The sequence below is a fragment of the Hymenobacter plasmatis genome (assembly GCF_020711255.1).
Classification (GTDB): Bacteria; Bacteroidota; Bacteroidia; order Cytophagales; family Hymenobacteraceae; genus Hymenobacter.
Window position 1 is genome coordinate 21,820 of sequence record NZ_JAJFAW010000032.1, and the last position, 22,403, is coordinate 44,222.

Sequence of the window (22,403 nt, forward strand, 5' to 3'; positions counted from 1 at the left end):
CTCCACCCCGGGCCTCTTTCTCCAGCAAGGACTTGCAGATGCCTGCCCTGGAAAAGGAGCAGGAAATTGCCATAAAAGTCTGCTTACCGATACCCCTTGAATGAGAAAAGCCCCTCCAGCTAGTGCAGAAGGGGCTTTTAGTGGTGATGCTAGGAATCGAACCTAGATCAAGAGCTTCGGAAACTCTCATACTATCCGTTGTACGACATCACCGGGCCTGGATAGGGCTGCAAAAGTAGCCACAAAAGCAAGGGCGACCAAATATGCAGCATAATTCTCGGCGCCTTATCCTCAACCGTAAAAACCCAGGGGGCGCAAAAGCAGTTAAGTCAACCGTGTGCTTGCTTTAAAACCTCAACCCTCTACATCCTTTTATGAAAAAGAACCTGTACACGGCCGATGCCTCGGCCGTTGGTGGCCGCAGCGGCCACGTCCGCTCCGCGACTGGTGCCATTGATATGGAAATGTCGGTACCCGAAGGCTTGGGCGGAAAGAAAGGCGCCACCAACCCCGAAGAACTGTTTGCCGCTGGCTACGCTTCGTGCTTTCAGCAGGCGCTGCTCGTTACGGCCCTGAAGGCCGGCGACACCCTCGATAAGGAAAGCACCGTGAAATGCTCGGTGACGCTGTTCCAGGAAGGCGACGCCTTTGGGCTCAGCGCCATCCTCGACGTGGACCTGAAGAAGTTCAACGAAGAAAAAACCATTGCCATGGTGCGGCACGCCCACCAGATTTGCCCCTACTCGGTGGGCACCCGCGGTAACATGGAAGTTGAGCTGCGCGTGCTGGGCAAGCCCCTCCCGGTGAAAGCCGAAGAAAACCTTGGCGTAGCCGAGCATAAATAGTCGTCGATTTTCAGCTCAACTTGAGCTAATAAAAAGGCCCGCCTGAACTATCAGGCGGGCCTTTTTACTAACAGCTAATAACGAGCAACCAACAACTATGCGGTAGCCAGTACTTCTTTCACGCGGGCGGCGGCATCCTTCAGCAGTACGGCCGAAGAAACCTTCAGGCCGCTTTCGTCGATGATGCGGGCGCCTTCTTCGGCGTTGGTGCCTTGCAGGCGCACGATGATGGGCACGCGAATGTCGCCGATGGCTTTGTAGGCTTCTACTACGCCGTTAGCCACCCGGTCGCAGCGCACGATGCCGCCGAAGATATTGATGAGAATGGCCTTCACGTTCGGGTCCTTCAGGATGATGCGGAAGCCGGCTTCTACGGTCTGGGCGTTGGCTCCACCCCCTACGTCGAGGAAGTTGGCCGGCTCGCCGCCGCTCAGCTTGATGATGTCCATGGTGGCCATGGCCAGGCCGGCGCCGTTCACCATGCAGCCCACGTTGCCGTCGAGCTTCACGTAGTTCAGGTTGTTCTGGCTGGCTTCCACTTCCAAGGGGTCTTCCTCGTTGAAGTCGCGCAGGGCCACGAAATCCTTGTGGCGGTACAGGGCGTTTTCGTCCAGCGTTACCTTGGCGTCAACGGCCAGGATTTTGTTGTCCGAGGTTTTCAGCACGGGGTTGATTTCGAACATCGCGCTGTCGGTTTCGTCGTAGGCCTTGTAGAGGGCCGTCACGAACTTCACCATTTCCTTGTGCGCCTCGCCTTCGAGGCCCAAGTTAAACGCAATTTTGCGCGCCTGGAACGGCTGCAGGCCCACAGCGGGGTCCACGTGCTCGCGGTTGATTTTCTCGGGATGCGCCTCGGCTACTTCCTCGATGTCCATGCCACCCTCGGTGGTGTAGATGATGACGTTTTTGCCAGCCGTGCGGTCCAGCAGCACGCTCATGTAGTACTCCTTCGGCTCCGAAGCGCCGGGGTAGTACACGTCCTGGGCTACCAATACCTTGTGCACTTTGCGGCCTTCGGGGCCGGTTTGCTTGGTGATGAGCTGCATGCCGATGATGTTGCCGGCAATTTCCTTCACCTGCTCCAGGTTTTTGGCCAGCTTCACTCCGCCCCCTTTGCCCCGTCCGCCGGCGTGGATTTGCGCCTTGATGACGTACCAGCTGGTGCCGGTTTCGGCGGTTAGCCGCTCGGCGGCGGCCACGGCCTCCTCGGGCGTATCGGCCACGATGCCTTCTTGCACGCGCACGCCGTATTTTTTCAGGATGTCCTTACCCTGGTATTCGTGAATGTTCATAAAAACGGTAAAGGGGTGGTTTAGCTAGGCTGACTCTAGGTTGGTGGCACGAAAGTACGCCTTAGCCCGTCATTGCCCATACCACCGGGCCAACACGGCTTCGGCGGGCTTGTGCTGGGGCGTAAAATCGGCGTGGCGGCGGGCCGGGCCGTCGGGGGCCAGGCCGGGGTACCATTTCCAGATAAACATGCCCTTGAGCCACGGCAGGCCCCAACAGGCCCGGAACATGGCCTCGTAGCAGCGCGACTGGGTGGCCTCGTCGGGGGTCGCAAAAGCGGCCGTGCGCTCGGGCCATTCCCAGGGGCGGGCGGCGGCGTCGGGGGTGGTTTTGTAGCCAATTTCGGTGAAAACCACTGGCTTCTTAATTTTCTTTTGCCAGGCCGCCAGCGCGCGCAAGTGGGGCTGCCAGCCGCGCAGCAGCGTATCGACCGACGGGCTGGCGGCGGTACTAAGCGGGAAGTACGCCTGAATGCCCACGTAGTCCAGCGCGTCCCAGAACTTAATCTGCTGGTACTCGCCACTCCAGTTGGCGGCGTAGGTGAGCGGGCCGTGGTACACCCGCCGAATCTGCCGGATGAGGCTGCGCCAGGCCCGGTCATGGGCCGGCTCGGTGGCGTGCAGCAGCTCGGTGCCGATGCACAGGCCGTCGAAATGCGCCGCTTCGGCTACCTGGGCGTAGTGCAGGATGTAGCTGGCGTAGCTGGCAAACCAGGCGTCCCAGTCGGCTTTGCTGGTCATGTTGATGTCGCCGGGCCAAGTGCCGCGCCCGCGCACCCACAAGTGCGGTTTGAGCAAAGTATGAATGCCGTACTGCCGGGCCAGTTGAGCCGTGTACACGAGGCCGGCATCGCTTTCGCCCCACATGCCGCCGCGGCCGGAGCGCCGCGCCGTTTGCACCCGAATCACCGGCTCGGTGGCCCCGCCCTGCCAGCCAAAGGGCATTTGCGCTATCCACGTCACGTGGGCTTTGCGCAGCGGCTCCAGCTCGGCGGCCGTAATGGAATCGCCGCCCACCCAGCTCACCCCGCGCAGCCGCGTGCTGTCGAACCCGCCCAGGCCGCCAAACGAAGCAGCCGGGGCCGCTAATTCGCTAGCATCGGCGCGGTCCATGCCGGTAGTGCCGGGGCGGCGGGGCCACCACAAGGCCAGCAGCGGCACCACCCCCAGCAGCGCCAGCGGCACCCAGCGCCGCCACGAAAAGGAAGGTAGGGCCATGGAAAAGAATCCAGTCAACGGTCGTTTCTTTAGTGAAGCCAAAATCTTGTCTGTGCCAGTTGGTTGGCGGCACAACGGCTAGGGTTCCGCTCCGGCGGGATTGTGCGTAGCTTTGCCACTACTGCACCATTCACGTCTTTTGCTACCCCCCGTTGCTGCAAGCTATCAACATTCACAAGAGCTACAACTCCTTGAACGTACTCAAGGGCATCGATTTAACGATTGAAAAGTCGGAAATCGTGAGCATCGTCGGTTCTTCGGGAGCGGGAAAGAGCACCTTGCTGCACATTCTCGGCACCCTCGACAACCCCGATTCTGGCGAAGTATTGTTCGACGGCGAATCGGTGAGCTCCTTAGGGCGCAACGACTTGGCCCGGTTTCGCAACCGGCACATCGGCTTCATCTTCCAGTTTCACAACCTGCTGCCCGAGTTCACGGCCCTCGAAAACGTGTGCCTGCCCGCCTACCTGGCCGGCCGCTCCGAAAAAGAAGTGCGCGTGCGGGCCCGCGAGCTGCTCGCCATGCTCAACATGGAATTCCGGGCCGACCACAAGCCCAGCGAAATGAGCGGCGGCGAGCAGCAGCGTGTATCCGTAGCCCGCGCCCTGATTAACTCGCCCGAAATCATCTTCGCCGACGAGCCCAGCGGCAACCTCGACACCAAAAACGCCCAGGAGCTGCACCAGATATTCTTCCTGCTGCGCAAGGAATTGGGCCAGACTTTCGTGATTGTGACGCACAACGACCAGCTGGCCGAAATGGCCGACCGCAAGATTGTGATGCGCGACGGCCACATTCTGGAAGGCGGCTGAAGTAGTCTCAGGGTTAGTGTTGAGTAGCGCGGACTTTGTAGTCCGCGTCTCCGACGGAAACCAGAACGACTCCCGAACGGCGCGGCGACGCGGACTACAAAGTCCGCGCTACTGCTCGCGCTACATGCAGCGGTCTATACACTGGCTCTAAATGGCCTTAACTGCGCCGCCCTTCGCAAATTGAGCTGATTGGTAATAAAAAGCACGTCATCCCAAGCCTGCCGAAGCACCCCTACCAGGTGAGTATTTGCCTCGCTGCAACGAAGCGGTAGAGATGCTTCGGCAAGCTTGGGATGACGTTCGTACGCTTCCCTCCTCGCCCGCTTTTAGCTCAATCAGGGAGTGGCCACAAACCACTTATCGCCGGAATCATCCAAGTCGTGGCCTTCCACTTTGCCCCGAGTGGCCGCATCGCCGGCGTAGTAGTACAGCGGGTGTCCTTTGTAGGTGAGCTGTTCGCGGGAGGTAGCGCCGGTACCATAGGGCCCGGTGCCCGCGCTCTGCTCGCGGGTAAGTGTACCAAAGTTGCTGGCCGACAGCGTGGACGGCACCGCGGGCGCGCTCATGTATAGCGCCGGCCAGATGGCGGCACAGCCGCCTGTGCAGTTGGTAGCCTGCGTACTTGAGCTGGTGTTGTCTTTGGCAAAAAAGTACAGCGTGCGGCCCAGGGCATCGGTCAGGAAGGTTTTGGTGCTGACGACGTGGGTGGTTTTGTCTTCCACGCTCTTGCTGGCCAGCACCACGCCGTAGCTCGGGTTTACCACGTGCCAGATGCCGCCAATGCCGTTGCCGCCGGTCTGGCCGGCAGCCTCGCGGGTGTACACGCCGCTCGCGGCCGGGGCGTAGTAGTAGAGGGGCCAGCCTTTATAGGTGGTTTGCTGGCGGCCGTCGGCGGTGGTTTTGGTGGCGAAGTCTTCGGCTTTCAGGGCCTTGGGCACTTTCAGGTTGGCCTCGTAGTACACGGGCCACAGGGGGTTGCAAGTGGCGCTGGTGCAGGTATTGGCCCCGTCCACGTCGCGGGCGAAGAAGTAGAGCGTGTTGCCGTTTACATCGGTCATATAAGTGCCCAGGGTGGCCGAGTTGGCCAGCTTCACGGTGGCCACGGCATCCGGGTCTTCGGCCGGTGCTGCGGCGTCTTTTTTACAGCTGACTATTGCCAGGCTCAGCGAGCCGATGAACGCGAAAATCAGCCCAAGCGACCAAAAGCGCATCAAGAAAGTATGTGTCGATTTTACCATGACATGTGGGGGTTAAGCTTTTGAGAAAAGGCTGCGGCAAGACTGCTGGGCCGAAAAAATTGGGCACAAGAAGCCTCGTTCCCGGCCAGGGCAATGGCGGGAAAGGCGGGCCCGGCACGGCGCCTAGCCTGATAAGAAAAGGACGACGAGAACCACCCGGCGGCAGAGAGCCCGCAGCCCGCAGTCGGCGCCGACTGCTGAACTAACGCTGGGCCAAAAGCCGGCCAGGGCAACCACAAGCGCTGCAGGTTGGGTACCAGCCAAACGCGTCTGTTGGGGCTACAAACTGATACTCGGAGCGAAGCGAATAATGGTTGTTTCGGCCAAGTAAAAATCAGCCGCAAGGGAAATGGCTCAACCCGAACCGGAGCAAACGCGGGGCCAGCGGTCCGCCGCCTGCTGGCGAAACCGGACTTTTCCAGCCCACCGCAGCTCTCCCAACCTCATTAGTTTACTATATTTTTCTTATTGCCCACAAACAGCTGATAGACAGCCATAAAATTTACTAATATTTCTGGCTTTTCTGGCACGTTTCGTGCAAGCTGCGGGTTATACATCCGAACATCAGTTGGACACATTAATAAAAAACACAGCCATGACCGAGGCCACCAAAACCACCAAGGACATTACCAAAAAAGTTAAAATCGAGAGCCTGGATTTGAGCCGCTCCGACGAGACGCTGGACCTGGCGAAGGACCTCGCTAAGTTCATCAAGGACAACAAGCTCACCACGAATGTGCAGGGCAAGGAGTTCGTGAACGTCGAAGGCTGGCAGTATGCAGGCTCGCGCCTGGGCATCGTGCCCATCGTGGAGCACGTCATCAACGTGAGCAGCGACCAGGAACTAAAATACCAAGCCAAGGTGACGCTGTTTGACATCCGCCACCAGCTCACCGTGGGCGCCGGCTTTGCCGTGTGCTCGAATAAGGAGAGCGGCAAGAAGTTCTACCAGGAATTTGCCATCATGAGCATGGCCCAGACCCGGGCCATTGGCAAGGCGTACCGCAACTGCCTGGCCTGGATTATCCGCGCCGCTGGCTACGAGCCCACGCCCGCTGAGGAAATGGAGTACAACACCAACACGCCAGCAGCGGCGCCCGCTCCGGCAGCAGCCGTAGCCCAGGCCGTGCCCGCCATGCAGGTCGTTCCCGCCGAAGTGCCAGCAGTAGCCGCCGAGCAAGCCGCGCCGGTGCAGTACGCCACGGCTTCGCAGAAAGAGGAAATCATCCGCTTGCTCAACCACCCGGTGATTACCCGTCCGGAGAAGACCAAGATGCTGCTCAACATCAACCGCCTCGATGAGGAGCGCGCCGTGCAGGCAATCGCCAAGCTGCGCAAAGCCATCGACGACCGTGAGAACGGCGAGAAGGCCGCCGCCTGAGCTGCTTAATTCAAACAAAAGGCCCGGTACCGCAAGGTGCCGGGCTTTTTATTTGACCTTCTTTTGAGGAGCGGTGGGCTAAAATTATACTGTGCATCGATAAAACAGGAAGGCCGCACCTCAACGAAGCGGACTGGCGTTGTCCACGCCCGCCACGAAATCCACGTCCTCGTCGCCATCTAGGTCAGCAATTGCCACTGATGTCGCTGCGTGCATGGCTTGCGCCGAAGTGGGGAGGGCAGCGGCACTTTCGGCCCTGGATGCAGCTGTCCCGCCTACCTTCAGTTGCTGACCAACCAGCCACTGGTGTGTAGATATAACCCTGTGACCTTAAAACCCTCTAAAAGGCGCCGCATGCGGCTTTTCTCCAAAATTGATTGAGTTGTTCTTCAGCAATAGTTGTGCTTTACCAATAATAAATAAAATAAATTTATATTTACAACTAGGCCCCATTGACCGGTCAGCAACCCATGTGCACTGATTTTATTGCTCTCCCACCGGCCGTCCCAGCTACTGAACCAGCCGTGGAAACTGAGGAATTGGTATCTATCGTGGTGCCATTCTACAACGAGCAAGACAGTGTACGCCCCCTGGCCGAGCAGATTGATGGCGTGATGACTGCCCACGGGCTGCCATACGAGCTGCTGCTGGTGAACGACGGCAGCGAAGACCAGACCTGGGCGCGCATTACCGCCTTGGCCGCCGAAAACCCGGCCGTGGTGGGCATCGACCTGGCGGGCAACTACGGCCAGACCCTCTGCCTACGGGCGGGCTTTGAGCGGGCCCGGGGCGCCATCGTGGTGGCCATGGATGGCGACCTGCAGCACGACCCCGCTTACTTGCCGCAGTTTGTGGCCTACATCCGCGAGGGCTACGACATGGTGAGCGGGGCCAAAGCCAAGCGCCCCGAAGGCCGCGCCCATTCGCTGCTCGCCAACACGGCTCACAAGGTCATTTCCCTGTTATCGGGGGTGCAGCTCGAATATTTTGGGGCCACGTACAAGGCCTACCGCCGCTACCTGTTGCGCAACGTGGAGCTGCTCGGCGACTCGCACCGCTTTTTGGGGGCCCTGGTAGCGCAGCGCGGCATTCGCTACCGCGAATTTCCGATTGAGGTGCACCAACGGCCGTTTGGGGCCAGCCATTACGGCTTGGGCAAAGCCCTGGTGGTGGTGGTCGATTTGGTGATGCTGCGCTTTTTTCTGCGTTACTCGCGCAAGCCGTTCCGGCTGTTTGGGGTGCTCGGGATAGTGACGTTGGCAGTGGGGCTGCTGGCCACTGCCGGCCTGCTGGTCGGCTCCGTTTTCTTTGGGGTGAATATTTCCCATCGATTTCCCATGGAGTTTATTTTCAGCTTGTTCCTGATAATGAGCGGCATCTTTTTGATTTGTTTCGGCCTGCTGGCCGAAATCGGCACGCACGCCTACTACGCCCGCCGCAACCGGGCACCCTACGTGGTGCGGCACGAGTTGCGAGCGCCGTCCCCAACGCTTTAAGCATGGCCCTGCGTCTCATCATCAACGCCGACGACTTTGGCTGGGATGCGCCCGCCACGGCCGCCATTCTCGACCTGGCCGCCCAGGATTGCCTCAGCAGCACCACCGTCATGGCCAATCTGGCCAGCGAGATGGACCTAGCCGCCCTGCGCCGGTTCGCCGGCCGCGTATCGGTGGGCTACCACCTGAACCTGATTTTGGGGCCGTCGGTGGCCCCTGCCGCCGCAGTGCCTAGTTTGCTGGGGCCGGATGGCCATTTCTGGCCCGCGCAACAGCTGTGGCTGCGTTACCTGGCCGGCCAGGTGCGACCGGCCGAGCTGGCCGTGGAGCTGACCGCGCAAATTGACCGCCTGCGCGCCCACGGCCTCCCCCCGAGCCATGCCGATTCGCACCGGCACCTGCACCTCTTCCCCCAGCTGGGGCCCGCCCTTACGCGCATATTGAGCCAACTGGGCGTGCGGCGGCTCCGGCGCTGGACGCCCCAGCCCAGCTACGGGCAGCGCGGCCGCATTCTGAACGTATTCGGCCGCATTTCATCCCGCGGCCTAAGGGGTTTCGCCACACCAAATGCGCTGGTGGCTGATTTCTCGGCGGCGCAGGCGGCCACGTTGCCCTTGTTTGCGCAGGGACTGGCCCGCGCCCGGCGGCACGGCCCCACCGTGGAATTTATGACCCACCCCGGCCTGAGCGACCGGCCCGACTCGTACCTGGCCCGCCGCACGGAGTATGAGTTCTGGCGCGCGGGTACCTGGCGCGACCATCTGGCGGAGCTGGGCGGCAGCTTGATTCGGTACGATGAAATCTGACCCGCACCTGGGTAAAAATCGGTTTTTTAACCTCGTTCCATTGTCCCCTGCAAGCTTTTTCCGCCCACCAATGCCCCCGGTAATGCCACTGCTACCGAAAGCAGGTAAAAGAGCAAGCTGAGGCTGACCGATACCGCCGCATTAAGCGCCAGCCACTGCGCCCCGAGCAGAAAGACCACCTCGCGCGCTCCCGCCCCGCCCACCGTGAAGGGCAACGCCGCGGCCACCGATGAAGCCAGAAAAACCAGCAAATACGCCGGCAGTTGCGTGGTGGTATGCGTGGCGGCGAGCAAGGCCAGCGTGCACAGCAGCTGGGCCGCTTGCACACCCAGCGCCAACGCCTGGGTGTGCCAATACGTGGGGCCAAAAGGTGCGAACCACCGCCCCGTAACGGCCGCTCCGCCCAGCAGCAGGCCCGCTGCGCCAAGGCCTGCCACCCAGCGCCAAACCCAAAGCCCGGGCAGTGGCAGGGGCACCACCCAGGCCAGGGCTACCAGCAGCACCCCCAGTGCCAGCAGGCCGCTAACGCGGTCCAGCACCAGAGCGCGCACCAAAGCGGTGGTTTTGGTCGGGTAGGCCCGCCGCAGCACCAGCACCTTGTAGCCATCGCCGCCGATGCCGCCGGGCAAAAAAAGATTGTAGAACATGCCCAGCCAGTAGAGGCGCAGGTTGGCCGTCTCGGATAAATCGACCCCGATGGCCCGCTGAAAACCGTTGAGGCGGCGGGCCGCCAGCCACTTGGAAACGGCGAACAGCCCCACCGCCAGCACCAGCCAGCCTGGCTGCACGCTGGCTAGCACCTGGGCAACCTGGCGCGGGCTGATGCGGCGAAACACGAACCACAGCGCGGCCGCCAGCAGCCCCAGCTTCAGCAGCAGCAGAAGGGCGGCGCGCAAGGGGGGCGGGAGGGTCAAGGCACCGGTAGAAGTGGCAGTGCAAACCGCCGTTTGGCAAGTAAAATATGGACTGCTAGTTGAATTTCACCAAGTGCAGACAGATACCCCGGTCGATGACGAACTCGTAGTACTGGCGGTAGCGCCGGCCGGTGAGGCACCGGTCTTCGGCCAGATAGAAGGCGTTTTTGGCGGGAGCGGCGGGCAGCTGCGGCGACGTGGACGAATACAAGATGTGGCTCGTGCCCCGCGTGATGTAAAACGCCTCGTCGTTATCGACGTGGGTATCGGCTAGCCTGTACACCGGGGCGTGGCCGGCTATTTGCGCCACCCGGATGGCGGCCGCGCGATAGGGCGTTTCGTCGCGGGTGAGCAGGCGGGCCGGCAGCACAAACCAGTTGAAAACGACGCGCGCGCACAGCAAAAACAGCCCCAGCCACGCCAGCCGCTGGGCCGGCAGGTACCCGAAGGCCAGCGTGCAGCCGGCCAGCGCCAGCGCCCCCAGCGCCGATTTCCAGACCACGCCGGGCTGCACGGCGGCCGCTGGTATCCAGGGCACGGCCACCAGGCTAAGGCTGACCAGTGCCATGGCCAGTAGCAGCACGGCATCGAGCACCCGGTGGGGCCAGCGGCGCTCGGCCCAGAACTGCTGGTAGAAATAGACCGCCACCGTGAAGCACAGCGGCGTGAGCACGAACAAGTAGCGCGGAATAGTGCCCGGCGACAGCCAGAACACCGGCGTGAGCGCGGCAAACAGCACCGCATTGAAGCGCAGGAAGGGCTGCTCGCGCAGCACCTGGCGCCAGCCGGGCCGGGCCAAACACACCAACAGCAGGGTCCAGGGCAGAAAATAGGAGATGAAATCAAACGGGAACTTCGCCAGATGAGCCAACGATTCCCGCCAGGTGTGGGCGGCCACGGTGCGCTGCATCGACTGGTCGAGGAGCGTGGTCAGGTAGTCGTGCAGGGGGTAAAAATGGCGGTACACGGCAAAATAAACGCCCGTCACGCCCAGCAGCACGCCCAGCCCCAGGGCGTGCGCCCCCGACAGCAACCGCCGCCAGTGGCCGTCAACAAAAACGAAATACACGCCCAGCGCCACCCCCTGAAACACCAGCGACGGCAGGCCCTTGAGCAGAAAGCCGGCCGCCGTGAGGGCGTAGCTCACCACAAACAGGGCCACCCAGCGCCGCCGCGCGCCCAACTCAAACACCGCCATGAAACCGAGGTAGGTAACCAAGGCGTGCAGGGTGTCAATCAGCCCCAGGAAGGAGTCGTAGAACAGCATACGCCCGCTGGTGATGAAGGCCAGCGCGGCGGCTACGCCCAGCGCCCAACCCAGCCGGCGGCTCACGAAGTAGTACAGACTACCCCCCATGCCCAGCAGCGCCAGCACCGTGGGCAGACGGATTACCCACTCCTCGACAGAGCCGAAAAGCTGGAAAAGCCCCACCAGCAGCCAGTTGAACAACGGCGGCTTGTTGAAATAATGCTCGCCCTGGAGCGTCGAAACAAAGAAATTGCCGTGCAGCTTCAGTTCCAGGGCCACCAGTGCCCGAATGGGCTCATCGCCGATGAGCGGGAGCAGGCCCAGGTTGAGCAGCAGCGCGGGCAGCAGCACCAACAGGGCCAGCAAAGTGGGCACCCAGGGGCGCGCCCGCAGCCAATTAAGTACGGATAGCATGGCGAAGAGCAGCGTGGCGTGGCCTGTTAAAGGTAAGATTCAAATAAGTTACTGTATTTTATGTATTAAAAATTTAATTTATTTTGAGCTCCGTGTACTGAGGTGGTCTAGCTAAGCCGAACAGAAGAAGGACATATATTTCTTCTGTGATGACAGCTAAAAAGAGCGGAACGTCGCCCGATAAACGACGCACATACGACGAGGCGTCTAAGGCGGAGGCCCTGCGTCGCGCGCTGGCCGTGCGCCGGCCCCCGGCCGGGTTCGTCGTGCATTCCGACCAGGGCAGCTAGTACACGGCTCCTTTGGCCTAGCCTGCTTCGTCCTGGTGATGAACCCAGCTGTCTTTTAGGCCAAACTTTTAACTAAGGCCATTACGGAGCACCCAGGCAACAAGGGCCACACTAGGGCCGCTATTGGCCTGGCTGTAATCTGGCCTAAACTTGTGCGAGGCTAGCAGGTTATGGTCACGGTTTTCGGTGGCAGCTACTGCTACGGAGCCATGCTACTGGAAAAATCCGCTAATAACTCTTAATCAACAGGCACAAAATTGATGAAGTCAACACTCCTCCTCACGGCTGCTCTGGCTGTTTTTTCAATTCAGGCACAAGCCCAAACTACCGCCACCGCTGCCGCGCCGCGTGTGGCCGCCGACCAGATTCCGACCAAAAAAGGTCTGCTCACGGTGCAGCCCATCACGCACGGTAGCGTAGTATTTACGTGGAACGGCAAGACCATTTACGTGGACCCCTACGGTGGTGCCGACGCTTATGCGGGACTGGCTGCGCCCGATGTTATCCTTATCACCGACATTCACGGCGACCACCTGGACCCGAAGACGCTGGCGGGCCTCCCTGTGGGCAAGGCCCTGATGGTGGTGCCGAAAGCAGTAGCCGAGAAGCTGCCGGCGGAGTACAAACCGCAGGTACGCATTCTCAGCAACGGCCAGCGACTGGACACGCTGGGTATGACGGTTTCGGCCATTCCGATGTATAACCTGCCCGAAGCGGCCGACGCGCCCCATACCAAAGGCCGCGGCAATGGCTACGTGCTGGGCCTGGGCGGCAAAAACGTGTACCTGTCTGGCGACACCGAAGACATTCCCGAAATGCGCGCCCTCAAGGGCATCGACGTGGCGTTTGTGTGCATGAACCTGCCCTATACCATGGACGTGAACCAGGCCGCGCAGGGCGTACTGGCCTTCAAGCCGGGCATTGTGTACCCGTACCACTACCGGGGCCAGAACGGCCTGAGCGACGTGGCCGCCTTCAAGAAAACCGTGAACGCGGCCAACAAGAAAATTGACGTTCGGCTGCGCAACTGGTACCCGGCGGCCAAGTAAATTAGCTCAACAACTCATTACGTCCTGCCGAGCCCCTGGCTTAGCAGGGCGTTTTTGTTTTCCAGCGGTCTGCCCCTGGGCTGAGTTGGTACCCACTTACCCGAGGTGCTGGTTTTCGACGCGTGCCGCAATTGGCAGTGGGCTCATGTTGAAAATCCTCGTTTGCCTTTCGAACCGTTTTTATAGCCTCGATTGGGCTACCTAGGGTTGCGCCCCGCAAGCCCAGGCCCGCGCCTCCGTGGGGTCAGTGAACGAGCGCAGCTCGAAGGGCAGTTGCTGGGCGGCGATTTCATGGACTTGGTTCACATCCCGCTGGGTATGCGGGTCCTCGGCCTCGAGGCAGGCGAAGCGCAGGACGCCTCCCTGGACCAACAAGGGAAAGACGTAAGTGTAAATCCAGGACAGGTCCGTTGGGCTGATCGGGCCCAGTCGCCGGTCGTCGGCCACCCAGCCGGTGACGCCGTGCGCGCGGGCCAACTCGATGCATTCGAGCGTGGCCCGGCGCAGCACCGGGCTGGCGGCCACGCCGGTCCACTGGGCCTCCAGCGCGCGGCCAGCACCCTCGTGGAGGTAAAGCTCTAAATATGGGTAGGATGCCAGAAGTTGCATTGGGAGACCATTGAGCAGAGAAGCCTGCTGAAGTGTGCGAGAGCCTACAGCAGGGGCAGGACCAGCGTGGTTTCGGCGTATGCAGCGGCCTGTGGGAGACCTAGTGTTGCACCGAAACCGCGCCGGCTTCACAGACCGAACATACGCAATCAGGGGCAAGTAACGCGGCCGGCCGTGCTGGCCGGCCTAGCACACGCTGCGCCCTTTCTGACATTGCCACCCCGCTGAAGGCACTTCGCTCCTACCAATTACGTCTTGCAGCCTCCTGTTCGGGATATGAGCCCAATAATGCCCATTACGTGGTCAGGAGCCACTGGCGGGCTTCGGTTTCCTCCGGAAAGTACCGAAACTCGAGCGGGCCGGTAAGGCGGCTGCCCACGGCCCGTGCTCCCTGTCGGCTACCTTCTTGGGTGCTTTCCACAATTGCACAGTGGCTATAGGCGCAGTCGGCGATGGCCTGGGGAATCCACTGCTCCACAATCCAGGTCTGCATCTCGTCCGACAACGGCTGCCGGTGCGTTTGGTCGGTGAGTAATTTGCAGGTGGCGTAGTGCCGGAGGGCCTGTAGGGTGTGGGTGTAAAGGGAATGCAACTCGGCAGAGGCAACCGGCACATCCGACCAGGTCAAGACCACAAATCCGAGGGGGTCGTAGCTAATAGTGCCGAGCGCGTTGCGGTAGTATAGTTGGGGAGTATTCGCAGGCATGGGAAAAACCACCAGACCAGCGCCCCGACGGCCTTGGGTTCAAGGGGTGAGGGGAAGGGGCGTCGCGGGGTGTGCCCGTATACGCCTTACCTCGTCAAACAGCTGAGTTCTCCAAAGGGCATCCCCCATGGTTCCGAAGCGGACCCTGAACGGTTGGCCGATTGGGCAGTTCCGTCAGTCGGTACACAAATACTTGTTGGGCACTTTTTCCACTCGGCCCGCCGGCACATTCCCTCCTTCGCGGGGCGTCCAACTCTCTTCCAGGGCCATCGCGCCCCACATGAACAAGTACGGTAATGCCCATTCTTGGAGCACGGTGCCGCCCGTAAGCCTTAACGCAACGGTGACCGCTCTTTTCACTTAAGTACGATTCGGCTTTTCGGCGGCAGTATCTTCGCCCCATGCCCTCCTCCCCTCCCGAAACCTCGCCCCTGGCGCTGCTGCGCGAGCACTGGAGCCACACGGCGTTTCGGCCGGGGCAGGAAGAAATCATTGCCTCGGTGCTGGCGGGGCACGATACGCTGGCGCTGCTGCCCACCGGCGGCGGCAAGAGCATCTGCTTCCAGGTGCCGGCCCTGGCGCGGCCGGGCATCTGCGTGGTGGTGTCGCCGCTCATTGCCCTGATGAAGGACCAGGTTGACAACCTGCGCAAGCGGGGGCTGAAAGCCGAGGCCATTTACGCGGGCATGAGCCACCAGGAAATCGACCACGCGCTGGACAATTGTGTGTACGGCCGCAGCGTAAAGTTTCTGTACGTGTCGCCGGAGCGGCTGCTCACCGAGCTGTTTCAGGTGCGGGTAAAGAAGATGAACGTGGGCCTGCTGGCCATCGACGAGGCGCATTGCCTCTCCCAGTGGGGCTACGATTTCCGGCCGCCGTACCTGCGCATTGCCGAGCTGCGGGAGGCCTTGCCGGCGGGAGTGCCGGTGATTGCGCTCACGGCCACCGCCACGGCCCAGGTGCAGGCTGACATTGTAGAGAAGCTAAAATTTCGGCCGGGCAGCGGCATTTTTCGGCAAAGCTTTGCCCGGCCCAAGCTGTCGTACTCGGTGCTGCAAACCGAGGACAAGCTGCGCCGGCTGCTGGAAGTGGTACGCGGCGTGGGGCCCGGCAAAACCGGCATTGTGTACGCCCGCACCCGCCGGCAAACGGAAGACACGGCGGCCTTTCTGCAGCAGCACAAGTTCTCGGCAGCGGCCTACCACGCCGGGCTGCCCTCCGACAAACGCACGCAGGTGCAGCAGGACTGGATAGCCGACAAAGTCCGCCTCATTGTGGCCACCAACGCCTTCGGCATGGGCATCGACAAGCCCGACGTACGCCTGGTGGCCCACCTCGACGCGCCCGATACCCTGGAAGCCTACTACCAGGAGGCCGGCCGCGCCGGGCGCGACGGGCAGTATGCCTTTGCCGTGCTCCTGGCCGGGCCCAACGACGGCGACGAGCTGCGGCGCCGCACCAACCAGTCGTTTCCGCCGCTCGATACGGTACGCCGCGTGTACCAGGCGCTGGCCAACTACTCGCGCACGGCCGTGGGCGGCGGTGAGCTGGCCGCGTTCGATTTCGACCTGCAGCAGTTTGCCGAAACCTACCGCATCAAGGCCATGGACGCGCACAACTCGCTCAAGATTCTACAGCGCGAGGGCTTTGTGCAGCTCAACGAGGCCGTAAACACCCCGGCGCGGGTGCACCTAGTAATGAACCACCAAGATTTGTACGCCTTCCAGGTGGCCAATGCCCAGCACGACCTGCTGATAAAGGCCCTGCTGCGGGTGCACGGCGGCGAGCTATTTGCCGATTTCCAGACCATTTCGGAAAACTCCCTGGCCACGCACCTGCGCCGCAGTGTGGTGGAGGTGCGCCAGCAGCTGCGCTACCTGCACACGGCGGGCATCCTGCACTACCAGCCCCGGCGGGAATCGCCGCAGGCCATGTTCACCACGCCGCGCTTCGATGCCCCCAAGCTGCCCATCGACCAGGTGCGCATGACGGCGGCCCGCGACCTGGCCCGCCACAAGACCAACGCCGTAGCCCAATACCTGGTGGGCACGCGTTGCCGCCAGCAGCTGCTGCTCACGTATTTCGACGAGACTGACCCGGCCCGCTGCGGGGTCTGCGACATGTGCCTAACCGAGAAAAAAGCAGCCCAGGCCGCCGCTGAGGTGGCTTCGCTGCGGGAGCCGCTACTGCAGCACGTTCGGCAAGCCGCCCAAACGCCGCGCCAGCTGCTGGCGGCTTTCGCGCCGCAGCAAGCGGCCGCCGTCACGGCCACGCTGCGCGAGCTGGTGGACCGGGGCGAGCTGGCCTATGCGGCCGATGGCAAATTGCAGGTACCGGCCAGTTAATGGCTAGCTTTTTTTAGCTCAATTTCTCCTTCTCCCATGGCTTTTTCTTCCTGGTTGGCCGCGTTGCCTTTACTCCTGGCCCTGGTAAGTGCCGATGCCCCCAACCCTGCTGCACCTGGCCGGATAGAGCATGTGGCCGATTTCCCGTCGCGGTTTGTGAAGCCGCGCAACATCGATGTCTGGCTGCCGGACGGCTACCCACAGCCCGGCACGCGCTACGCCGTGGTGTATATGCACGACGGGCAAAACCTCTTCGACCCCAAAAAGGCCGGCTACGGCGTGGCCTGGGAAGTAGACAGCACCCTGGCCGCCCTGCGCCAGCGCGGCGAGGTGCGCCCGTGCATTGTGGTGGGCATCTGGAACACCGACCGCCGCTTTCCGGAGTACACCCCAGCCAAGCCCTACTACACCATGAGCGCCGCCCAGCGCGCCAAAATTGAGCTGGAACGTCCTGGTGCGCCTCTCTCCGATGAGTACCTGAAGTTCATGGTGCAGGAGCTGAAGCCCTATGTAGACCAGCACTTCCAGACCTCGCCCCGACGCGCCGACACCTTCGTGGCCGGCTCCAGCATGGGCGGGCTGATTTCGCTGTATGCGGCGCTGGAGTACCCCAAAGTATTCGGCGGCGCGGCCTGCTTTTCGACGCATTGGCCGCTGAGCCTCAAAGAGAATTCACCGGCCTTTACCGAGGCCATGGTGCAGTATCTGGACAAGAAGCTGCCGAGTCGCAATAAGCCCAAGCTGTACTTTGACTACGGCTCCGCTACCCTCGATGCCTGGTATGAGCCCCACCAACTGCGCATCGACAGCGTGCTGCGGGCCCATCACTACGACTCCAAAACGTGGCTGACGCGCAGCTTCCCCGGCGCGGAGCACAACGAGGCGGCCTGGAAAAAGCGGGTGCCGCTGCCGATGCAGTTTTTGCTGGGGCGGTGAACCTCTACTGGCGGAACCTCACCCCCGGCCCCCGCGGAGAGGGGAGCCACCGCAGCGCGTTTTGTCATTGCGAGGCCGCAGGCCGCGGCAATCCGTCCTGTTCTCAGCGACCAGCCCTGAAATGTGACAAGCCCCGGTACTGCGCAGTACCGGGGCTTGTCGCTTTAGAAAATGTCTGGTGTTGACAGGACGGATTGCCGCGCTGCGCTCGCAATGACAGGGGCGCCGTCCGGCTGTCACTTGGCTCCCCTATCCCCATAGTGAGGGGCCGGGGGTGAGGTTCCGCCGGGTGCGTTTATACTAAATCCCAGCTGCGGTGTAAGCCTGGAAGCCGCCTTCGAGGTTGCGCACGTTGGTGAAGCCTTGCTGGGTGAGGTAGGCCTTGGCCGAGGTGGCGCGGCCGCCGCCTTTGCAATGCACGATGATTTCCTGGTTTTTCCATTCGTCGAGGTCGTCGAGCTTTTCGGGCAGCGAGTTGAGCGGAATGTTTTGGGCACCGGGAATGCGGCCTTCCTCGTGCTCCCAGGGTTCGCGCACGTCGAGGATAATGGGAGCTTCGCCGGCTTTCTGGCGCTGGAGGAGTTCGGCGGGGGTGATGTCAGCCATGGAAAATGGGTGGTAAAGTGAACGGATAAACGGGTGGGCGAAAGTACGCCGGAAGTCATCTTGATATGGTAACGGCCGAGCTTATCACAGCGGCTACTCCAGCGCTTACCTTTGTTACTCCCCCCTCTAATTCAAATCTATGAAACACTTTTTCGCTTCTTTGGTGGTCGTGCTTGGGCTAGCACCGGCGGCCTTGCAGGCCCAGACCGTGCCGCCCATGCCACCCGCCCCGCCGGCCAACTTATCGGGTGTGCAATTGCGCGACTGGTACCGCACCAACTGGTACGACGGCAAACGCGTGGAGTTGAGCTACGCCACGGCCCGGGGCAAGATGTATAACTACGCCGACAACTACAACAACACCGTGACCTGCGTGTACTCGGGCTACCAGGAAACGGTGCCCTACAGCGCCACCAATACGAGCACCACCGTAGTTAGCCGCATCAACTGCGAGCACACCGTGCCGCAGTCGTGGTTCAACCAGACGGTGCGGATGCGCTCCGACATGCACCACCTGTTCCCGACCTACGATACCTGGAACAATCTGCGCGGTTCGGACCCCTACGCCGACATTCCCGACGCCACCACCCAGACCTGGATGCGCGGCCTCGTGAGCCAGCCCACCATCCCGGCCACCAATATTGACGAGTGGAGCGAAGACACCAACACCAAGTTTGAGCCCCGCGAAGACCACAAGGGCAACGTGGCCCGCGCCATCTTCTATTTCTATACCGTGCACGCCGACCAGCCCGACCTGATTCTGACGGGCCACAACAACATCAGCGCCGCCGCCGACATCAACACCCTCTACGCCTGGCACCTCGCCGACCCGGTAGATGCCCACGAAATCGAGCGCAACAACCGCGTGGCCGCCAGCCAGGGCAACTTCAACCCCTACATTGCCTACCCAGCCACAGTAGCCACAGCCTGGGGCCTGGCGCCTCCCGGCCCGCTGTTCAGCTTTGCCAGCACCACCGGTACTATCGCCGAAGGCAACGCCGGCACCAGCACCTACACCGTGACCCTGAACCTGGCCCCGGCCGCCACGGCCCCAGTCACCGTGCAGGTGAACCTGGACGCCGCCAGCTCCACGGCCACCAGCGGCACCGATTTCGCCTTCGCCTCGCCCACCACCGTCACCTTCCCCGCCGGCTCCACCAGCCAGACGGTGACCGTGACCGTGAACGGCGACACCCAGCCCGAAGCCGATGAAACTGTGGTTCTGACCCTGACCAACCCCAGCACCGGCACCAGCGTGGGGAGCCCCGGTGCCCACACCCTCACCCTGACCAACGATGACGGCCCCGCTCCTACTCTGGCCTTCGCCACGGCCGCGGGCAACATTCCGGAGGGCAACACCGGCACCACCACCTACACCGCCAACGTCGTTCTGACCAACCCGAGCAGCCTCACCTTCCCCATCACGGTGCCCGTGACGGTGGATGCGGCCGGCACCACCGCCACCAGCCCCAACGATTATACTTTCACCACTACTACCGTCACGTTCCCCAGCGCCACGGCGCTCACCCAGCCCGTGACCGTGACCGTGGCCGGCGACGCCACCTACGAGCCCAGCGAAACCGTGCGGCTGGTGCTGGGCGCGCCCTCCAACACGACCATCATCCGGGGCACGCCCGGGGCCCATGTGCTCACCATCGTGAACGATGACGCCGCCCCGGCGGGGGCGCCCTGCACCAAAGCCTACTTCTCGCAGTACGTGGAGTCGCAGCTGGGCAATACCAAAGTGGTGGAGATTTACAACCCCACCAACGCGCCTATGTCGCTCACGGGCAAACGCGTGGTGCTGTACTCCAACGGCGCCACCACCCCCACCACCACGCAGCAGCTCACGGGCACCATCGCGCCCGGCGATGTTTACGTGGTTGCCAACACCGGCGTAACCGACCCCGGCGTAGCCGCCCAAACCGACCTTCAGAGCGGGGTGGCTTTTTTCAATGGCGACGATGCAATAGCGCTTTTCGATGGCACCGATACCCTCGACGTTATTGGGGTGATTGGGCAGGCGCCCGCTGGTGGCGCCTGGACCGTGCCCAACGGCTCTACGCTGAACAACACGCTGGTGCGCCAGCCCACCGTGAGCCAGGGCGGCCGCTGGTACGGCCCCTTCGGCAGCGTCACATGGTCGGCTGGCGGCGTGGATAACTATGCTGGTGTCGGTAGCTACGTGAGTGCCGGCTGCTTCATTCCCACGGCCACCCGCACCGCTACGGTGCTGCGCAACGCCCTGGAGATTTTCCCCAACCCCGCCACCGGAACCGTGCAGCTGCGCCTGCCCGGCGTGCCCACCGCCCGCGCCGCCACCGTGGCCGTGCTCGATATGTTGGGCCGCCCCGTGCGCCAGCGCACCGCCCAGCTTAGCGCCACCGATGCAACGCTGGTGGACCTGCACGGCCTGCCCGCCGGCCTGTATGCCGTGCGCGTAACCTGCGCCGGCCTGGAATACACGGGCCGCGTGGTGGTGCAGTAGCCCAACCTCGTTTTAGAGCAAGCAAAAGCCCCGGCCGTATCATACGGCCGGGGCTTTTGCTTGCTCTAAAACGAAAACGCTAATCATCTGTCATGCAGAGCGCAGCGAAGCATCTTATCACGCTTCAACGATTGGTTCTGACCTGATAAGATGCTTCGCTGCGCTCTGCATGACAGACGCACCCAAGCATGACTGACGACGCTCAGGATGACGGCGAGTACCCAGAATCTAGGCCAGCAGGTCGGCGTATTCCGACTGATTGCGCCGAACGAACTTGGCCATGAAGGTGCAGGAGGTTTTCACTTTCAGCTTCTCGTTGCGGGCAAACTCCAGGGCGGCGCGGGCCAGTTCGTCGGCCACGCCCTCGCCGCGCAGCTCCTCGGCTACGAAGGTGTGGGTGAAATCGATGATGCCCTCGGCTGGAAGGGAATAGGCCAGCTCGCCCTCGTGGCCGCGTCGGATTACGGTGAACTGCTGGTCGTTGGAATTGTGCTGAATTGCCATGCTTGGTATTGGGTAAATCGATGGGGAAAGGCTGCCCCAGTACGTGAAAATAGCCGGCGGCGGCTGGTTTGCGTAAAGAGACTAAAAGACGGGCTTGGCCCGTTTGGTTTCTTACTTTCTTCTTTCCCATGGATACGCAAAACACGCCCAATTCGCCGGCCAACGACACCCGCCCCGTAGACCAGCAGGAGCGCGCGGCCACGGCCCGCCCCAATCCCAACGACCCTATTCTAACCGCCAGCAGCCCCAACTACGGGGAGTTCGGCGGCATCGACCCCAACGCGCCTACTGCTGCCCAGCATTCCGGCCGCGACGGCTCCAACGACAACCCCGACGAGTTCAGCGAATTCCGCAGCCGGGAAAAAGATGCCCATGAGGCTCCCAGCAACCCCGCCGACCAGCCCGGCCACGTGGAGCAAAACCAGAACCCCGCCGCCGTGCGCGCCACCCAGAACGAAGACAACGACGAGCAGCGCGCCGCCTGGGCCCTCGACGACCCCCGCTATGCAGGTGGTGGCTCGCACAATACGCGCGACGAATCGGCCAGCACCAAAACCGGCCAGGAATAGCATTTGCCCCTAATTACTCGAAGCGCCCCGACCCTGTTGGGGCGCTCCACTAACCAACCGAAACCATGTCTCCCGAAAACTCAGACCAGTTCGAAAACAACCAAGACCCAAACGCCGGCGACGGGGCATCGACGCCCATGCTCGACGCCGAAACGTACGGTCAGATTGTAGACGACAACAACCCTTCGGGCCAGGCCATGGCCGACCTGGAGGACGACTCCATGCGCATGGACCGCGAAGCCCGTATGGCCTCCGGCCCTGCCCCCGCGTCGGACGAGAACCTGCCCCGCGAACTGACCAACCCCAGCGACCGGGCCTTCACGCTGCCCGAAGAGCAAGAGCCCAAGTAAGGCTAGCCCTCCCACATAAGAAACGGCTTCCATCTGAGATGGAAGCCGTTTTTGCATTTAGCCCAACTTCTAATTGAAGCTGTTTGGCTTTTCGTTTTAAACGGTCATGCAAAGCGCAGCGAAGCATCTTGCTTCTTGCTCGCTTTGTTTATCTGGTTTGATTACAACTCTTCACGAGATGCTTCGCTGCGCTCTGCATGGCTGGCAGGGCGCTTTTGAGTTTAGCCCAACTTGCTAATCAGCCCAATTTTAAACAAGCTGCCGCGACCCCAGCCGTCGGCAACAAAAA

General features: G+C 61.8%; 21 protein-coding genes and 1 tRNA gene. 12 read left to right on the forward strand and 10 right to left on the reverse strand.

Annotation, left to right across the window (positions count from 1 at the left end; translation table 11 throughout):
- Positions 1-141: 141 nt before the first annotated feature.
- Positions 142-213 (reverse strand) — tRNA-Arg (locus tag LJ738_RS19030).
- Positions 214-374: 161 nt separating this feature from the next.
- On the opposite strand from LJ738_RS19030, the gene LJ738_RS19035 reads away from it, so the two are divergent.
- Positions 375-845: an Ohr family peroxiredoxin gene (locus LJ738_RS19035; protein WP_227787935.1), complete on the forward strand. Its 471-nt coding sequence runs from the start codon at positions 375-377 to the stop codon at positions 843-845.
- A gap of 95 nt (positions 846-940) precedes the next feature.
- On the opposite strand, the gene sucC is transcribed toward LJ738_RS19035, so the two are convergent.
- Together sucC and LJ738_RS19045 are read right to left on the reverse strand one after the other, a co-directional pair.
- On the reverse strand, positions 941-2,137 hold the full coding sequence (gene sucC, locus LJ738_RS19040) for an ADP-forming succinate--CoA ligase subunit beta (RefSeq protein ID WP_227787936.1): 1,197 nt from the start codon (positions 2,135-2,137) through the stop codon (positions 941-943).
- 69 nt (positions 2,138-2,206) lie between these two features.
- Entirely contained in the window at positions 2,207-3,352 is a 1,146-nt protein-coding gene (locus LJ738_RS19045) for a glycoside hydrolase family 113 (RefSeq protein ID WP_227787937.1), read from the reverse strand.
- A gap of 152 nt (positions 3,353-3,504) precedes the next feature.
- Here LJ738_RS19045 and LJ738_RS19050 point away from each other — a divergent pair, with 152 nt between their 5' ends.
- Positions 3,505-4,164, forward strand: a complete 660-nt coding sequence (locus LJ738_RS19050) for an ABC transporter ATP-binding protein (protein WP_068196816.1) — start codon at positions 3,505-3,507, stop codon at positions 4,162-4,164.
- Between the two features lie 335 nt (positions 4,165-4,499).
- Here the strand turns inward: LJ738_RS19050 and LJ738_RS19055 are convergent, their stop codons facing one another.
- Positions 4,500-5,375 (reverse strand): COG4315 family predicted lipoprotein, encoded by an 876-nt coding sequence (locus tag LJ738_RS19055; protein WP_227787938.1) that lies wholly within the window; start codon positions 5,373-5,375, stop codon positions 4,500-4,502.
- Between the two features lie 622 nt (positions 5,376-5,997).
- Between LJ738_RS19055 and LJ738_RS19060 the strand changes: the two genes are divergently transcribed.
- The 3 genes from LJ738_RS19060 to LJ738_RS19070 all read left to right on the forward strand — a co-directional run bounded on the left by LJ738_RS19060 (position 5,998) and on the right by LJ738_RS19070 (position 9,085).
- Positions 5,998-6,783, forward strand: coding sequence for a hypothetical protein (locus LJ738_RS19060; protein ID WP_068196828.1), 786 nt, complete (start codon positions 5,998-6,000; stop codon positions 6,781-6,783).
- Between the two features lie 524 nt (positions 6,784-7,307).
- A complete protein-coding gene (locus tag LJ738_RS19065; protein ID WP_227787939.1) occupies positions 7,308-8,279 on the forward strand; it encodes a glycosyltransferase family 2 protein in 972 nt (323 codons plus the stop codon).
- Between the two features lie 2 nt (positions 8,280-8,281).
- Positions 8,282-9,085 carry a carbohydrate deacetylase gene (locus tag LJ738_RS19070; protein ID WP_227787940.1) on the forward strand — a complete coding sequence of 268 codons (804 nt, stop codon included), beginning with the start codon at positions 8,282-8,284 and terminating at the stop codon, positions 9,083-9,085.
- A 26-nt stretch (positions 9,086-9,111) separates the two neighbouring features.
- Here LJ738_RS19070 and LJ738_RS19075 read toward each other — a convergent pair whose 3' ends face one another.
- Together LJ738_RS19075 and LJ738_RS19080 are read right to left on the reverse strand one after the other, a co-directional pair.
- Entirely contained in the window at positions 9,112-9,999 is an 888-nt protein-coding gene (locus LJ738_RS19075) for a lysylphosphatidylglycerol synthase transmembrane domain-containing protein (RefSeq protein WP_227787941.1), read from the reverse strand.
- A 55-nt stretch (positions 10,000-10,054) separates the two neighbouring features.
- Positions 10,055-11,662 carry an ArnT family glycosyltransferase gene (locus tag LJ738_RS19080; protein WP_227787942.1) on the reverse strand — a complete coding sequence of 536 codons (1,608 nt, stop codon included), beginning with the start codon at positions 11,660-11,662 and terminating at the stop codon, positions 10,055-10,057.
- A gap of 149 nt (positions 11,663-11,811) precedes the next feature.
- Between LJ738_RS19080 and LJ738_RS19085 the strand changes: the two genes are divergently transcribed.
- Both LJ738_RS19085 and LJ738_RS19090 read left to right on the forward strand, forming a co-directional pair.
- Positions 11,812-11,952: a hypothetical protein gene (locus LJ738_RS19085; RefSeq protein WP_227787943.1), complete on the forward strand. Its 141-nt coding sequence runs from the start codon at positions 11,812-11,814 to the stop codon at positions 11,950-11,952.
- A gap of 260 nt (positions 11,953-12,212) precedes the next feature.
- Positions 12,213-13,001 (forward strand): MBL fold metallo-hydrolase, encoded by a 789-nt coding sequence (locus LJ738_RS19090; protein WP_227787944.1) that lies wholly within the window; start codon positions 12,213-12,215, stop codon positions 12,999-13,001.
- Positions 13,002-13,202: 201 nt separating this feature from the next.
- Here LJ738_RS19090 and LJ738_RS19095 read toward each other — a convergent pair whose 3' ends face one another.
- Together LJ738_RS19095 and LJ738_RS19100 are read right to left on the reverse strand one after the other, a co-directional pair.
- The gene (locus tag LJ738_RS19095) at positions 13,203-13,610 is read right to left on the reverse strand and encodes a hypothetical protein (protein WP_227787945.1); all 408 of its coding nucleotides are present in this window, start codon (positions 13,608-13,610) and stop codon (positions 13,203-13,205) included.
- 295 nt (positions 13,611-13,905) lie between these two features.
- Entirely contained in the window at positions 13,906-14,316 is a 411-nt protein-coding gene (locus LJ738_RS19100) for a hypothetical protein (RefSeq protein ID WP_227787946.1), read from the reverse strand.
- Positions 14,317-14,717: 401 nt separating this feature from the next.
- Here LJ738_RS19100 and LJ738_RS19105 point away from each other — a divergent pair, with 401 nt between their 5' ends.
- Together LJ738_RS19105 and LJ738_RS19110 are read left to right on the forward strand one after the other, a co-directional pair.
- Positions 14,718-16,661, forward strand: a complete 1,944-nt coding sequence (locus LJ738_RS19105) for a RecQ family ATP-dependent DNA helicase (protein ID WP_227787947.1) — start codon at positions 14,718-14,720, stop codon at positions 16,659-16,661.
- A gap of 36 nt (positions 16,662-16,697) precedes the next feature.
- A complete protein-coding gene (locus tag LJ738_RS19110) occupies positions 16,698-17,597 on the forward strand; it encodes an alpha/beta hydrolase (protein ID WP_227787948.1) in 900 nt (299 codons plus the stop codon).
- A 300-nt stretch (positions 17,598-17,897) separates the two neighbouring features.
- Here the strand turns inward: LJ738_RS19110 and LJ738_RS19115 are convergent, their stop codons facing one another.
- On the reverse strand, positions 17,898-18,203 hold the full coding sequence (locus tag LJ738_RS19115; RefSeq protein ID WP_227787949.1) for a rhodanese-like domain-containing protein: 306 nt from the start codon (positions 18,201-18,203) through the stop codon (positions 17,898-17,900).
- 139 nt (positions 18,204-18,342) lie between these two features.
- On the opposite strand from LJ738_RS19115, the gene LJ738_RS19120 reads away from it, so the two are divergent.
- Positions 18,343-20,691, forward strand: coding sequence for an endonuclease (locus LJ738_RS19120; RefSeq protein WP_227787950.1), 2,349 nt, complete (start codon positions 18,343-18,345; stop codon positions 20,689-20,691).
- Between the two features lie 228 nt (positions 20,692-20,919).
- Here the strand turns inward: LJ738_RS19120 and LJ738_RS19125 are convergent, their stop codons facing one another.
- Positions 20,920-21,195, reverse strand: a complete 276-nt coding sequence (locus tag LJ738_RS19125) for a GNAT family N-acetyltransferase (RefSeq protein ID WP_227787951.1) — start codon at positions 21,193-21,195, stop codon at positions 20,920-20,922.
- 128 nt (positions 21,196-21,323) lie between these two features.
- Between LJ738_RS19125 and LJ738_RS19130 the strand changes: the two genes are divergently transcribed.
- Positions 21,324-21,764 (forward strand): hypothetical protein, encoded by a 441-nt coding sequence (locus tag LJ738_RS19130; protein ID WP_227787952.1) that lies wholly within the window; start codon positions 21,324-21,326, stop codon positions 21,762-21,764.
- A 65-nt stretch (positions 21,765-21,829) separates the two neighbouring features.
- A complete protein-coding gene (locus LJ738_RS19135; protein ID WP_227787953.1) occupies positions 21,830-22,114 on the forward strand; it encodes a hypothetical protein in 285 nt (94 codons plus the stop codon).
- Positions 22,115-22,403 lie beyond the last annotated feature (289 nt).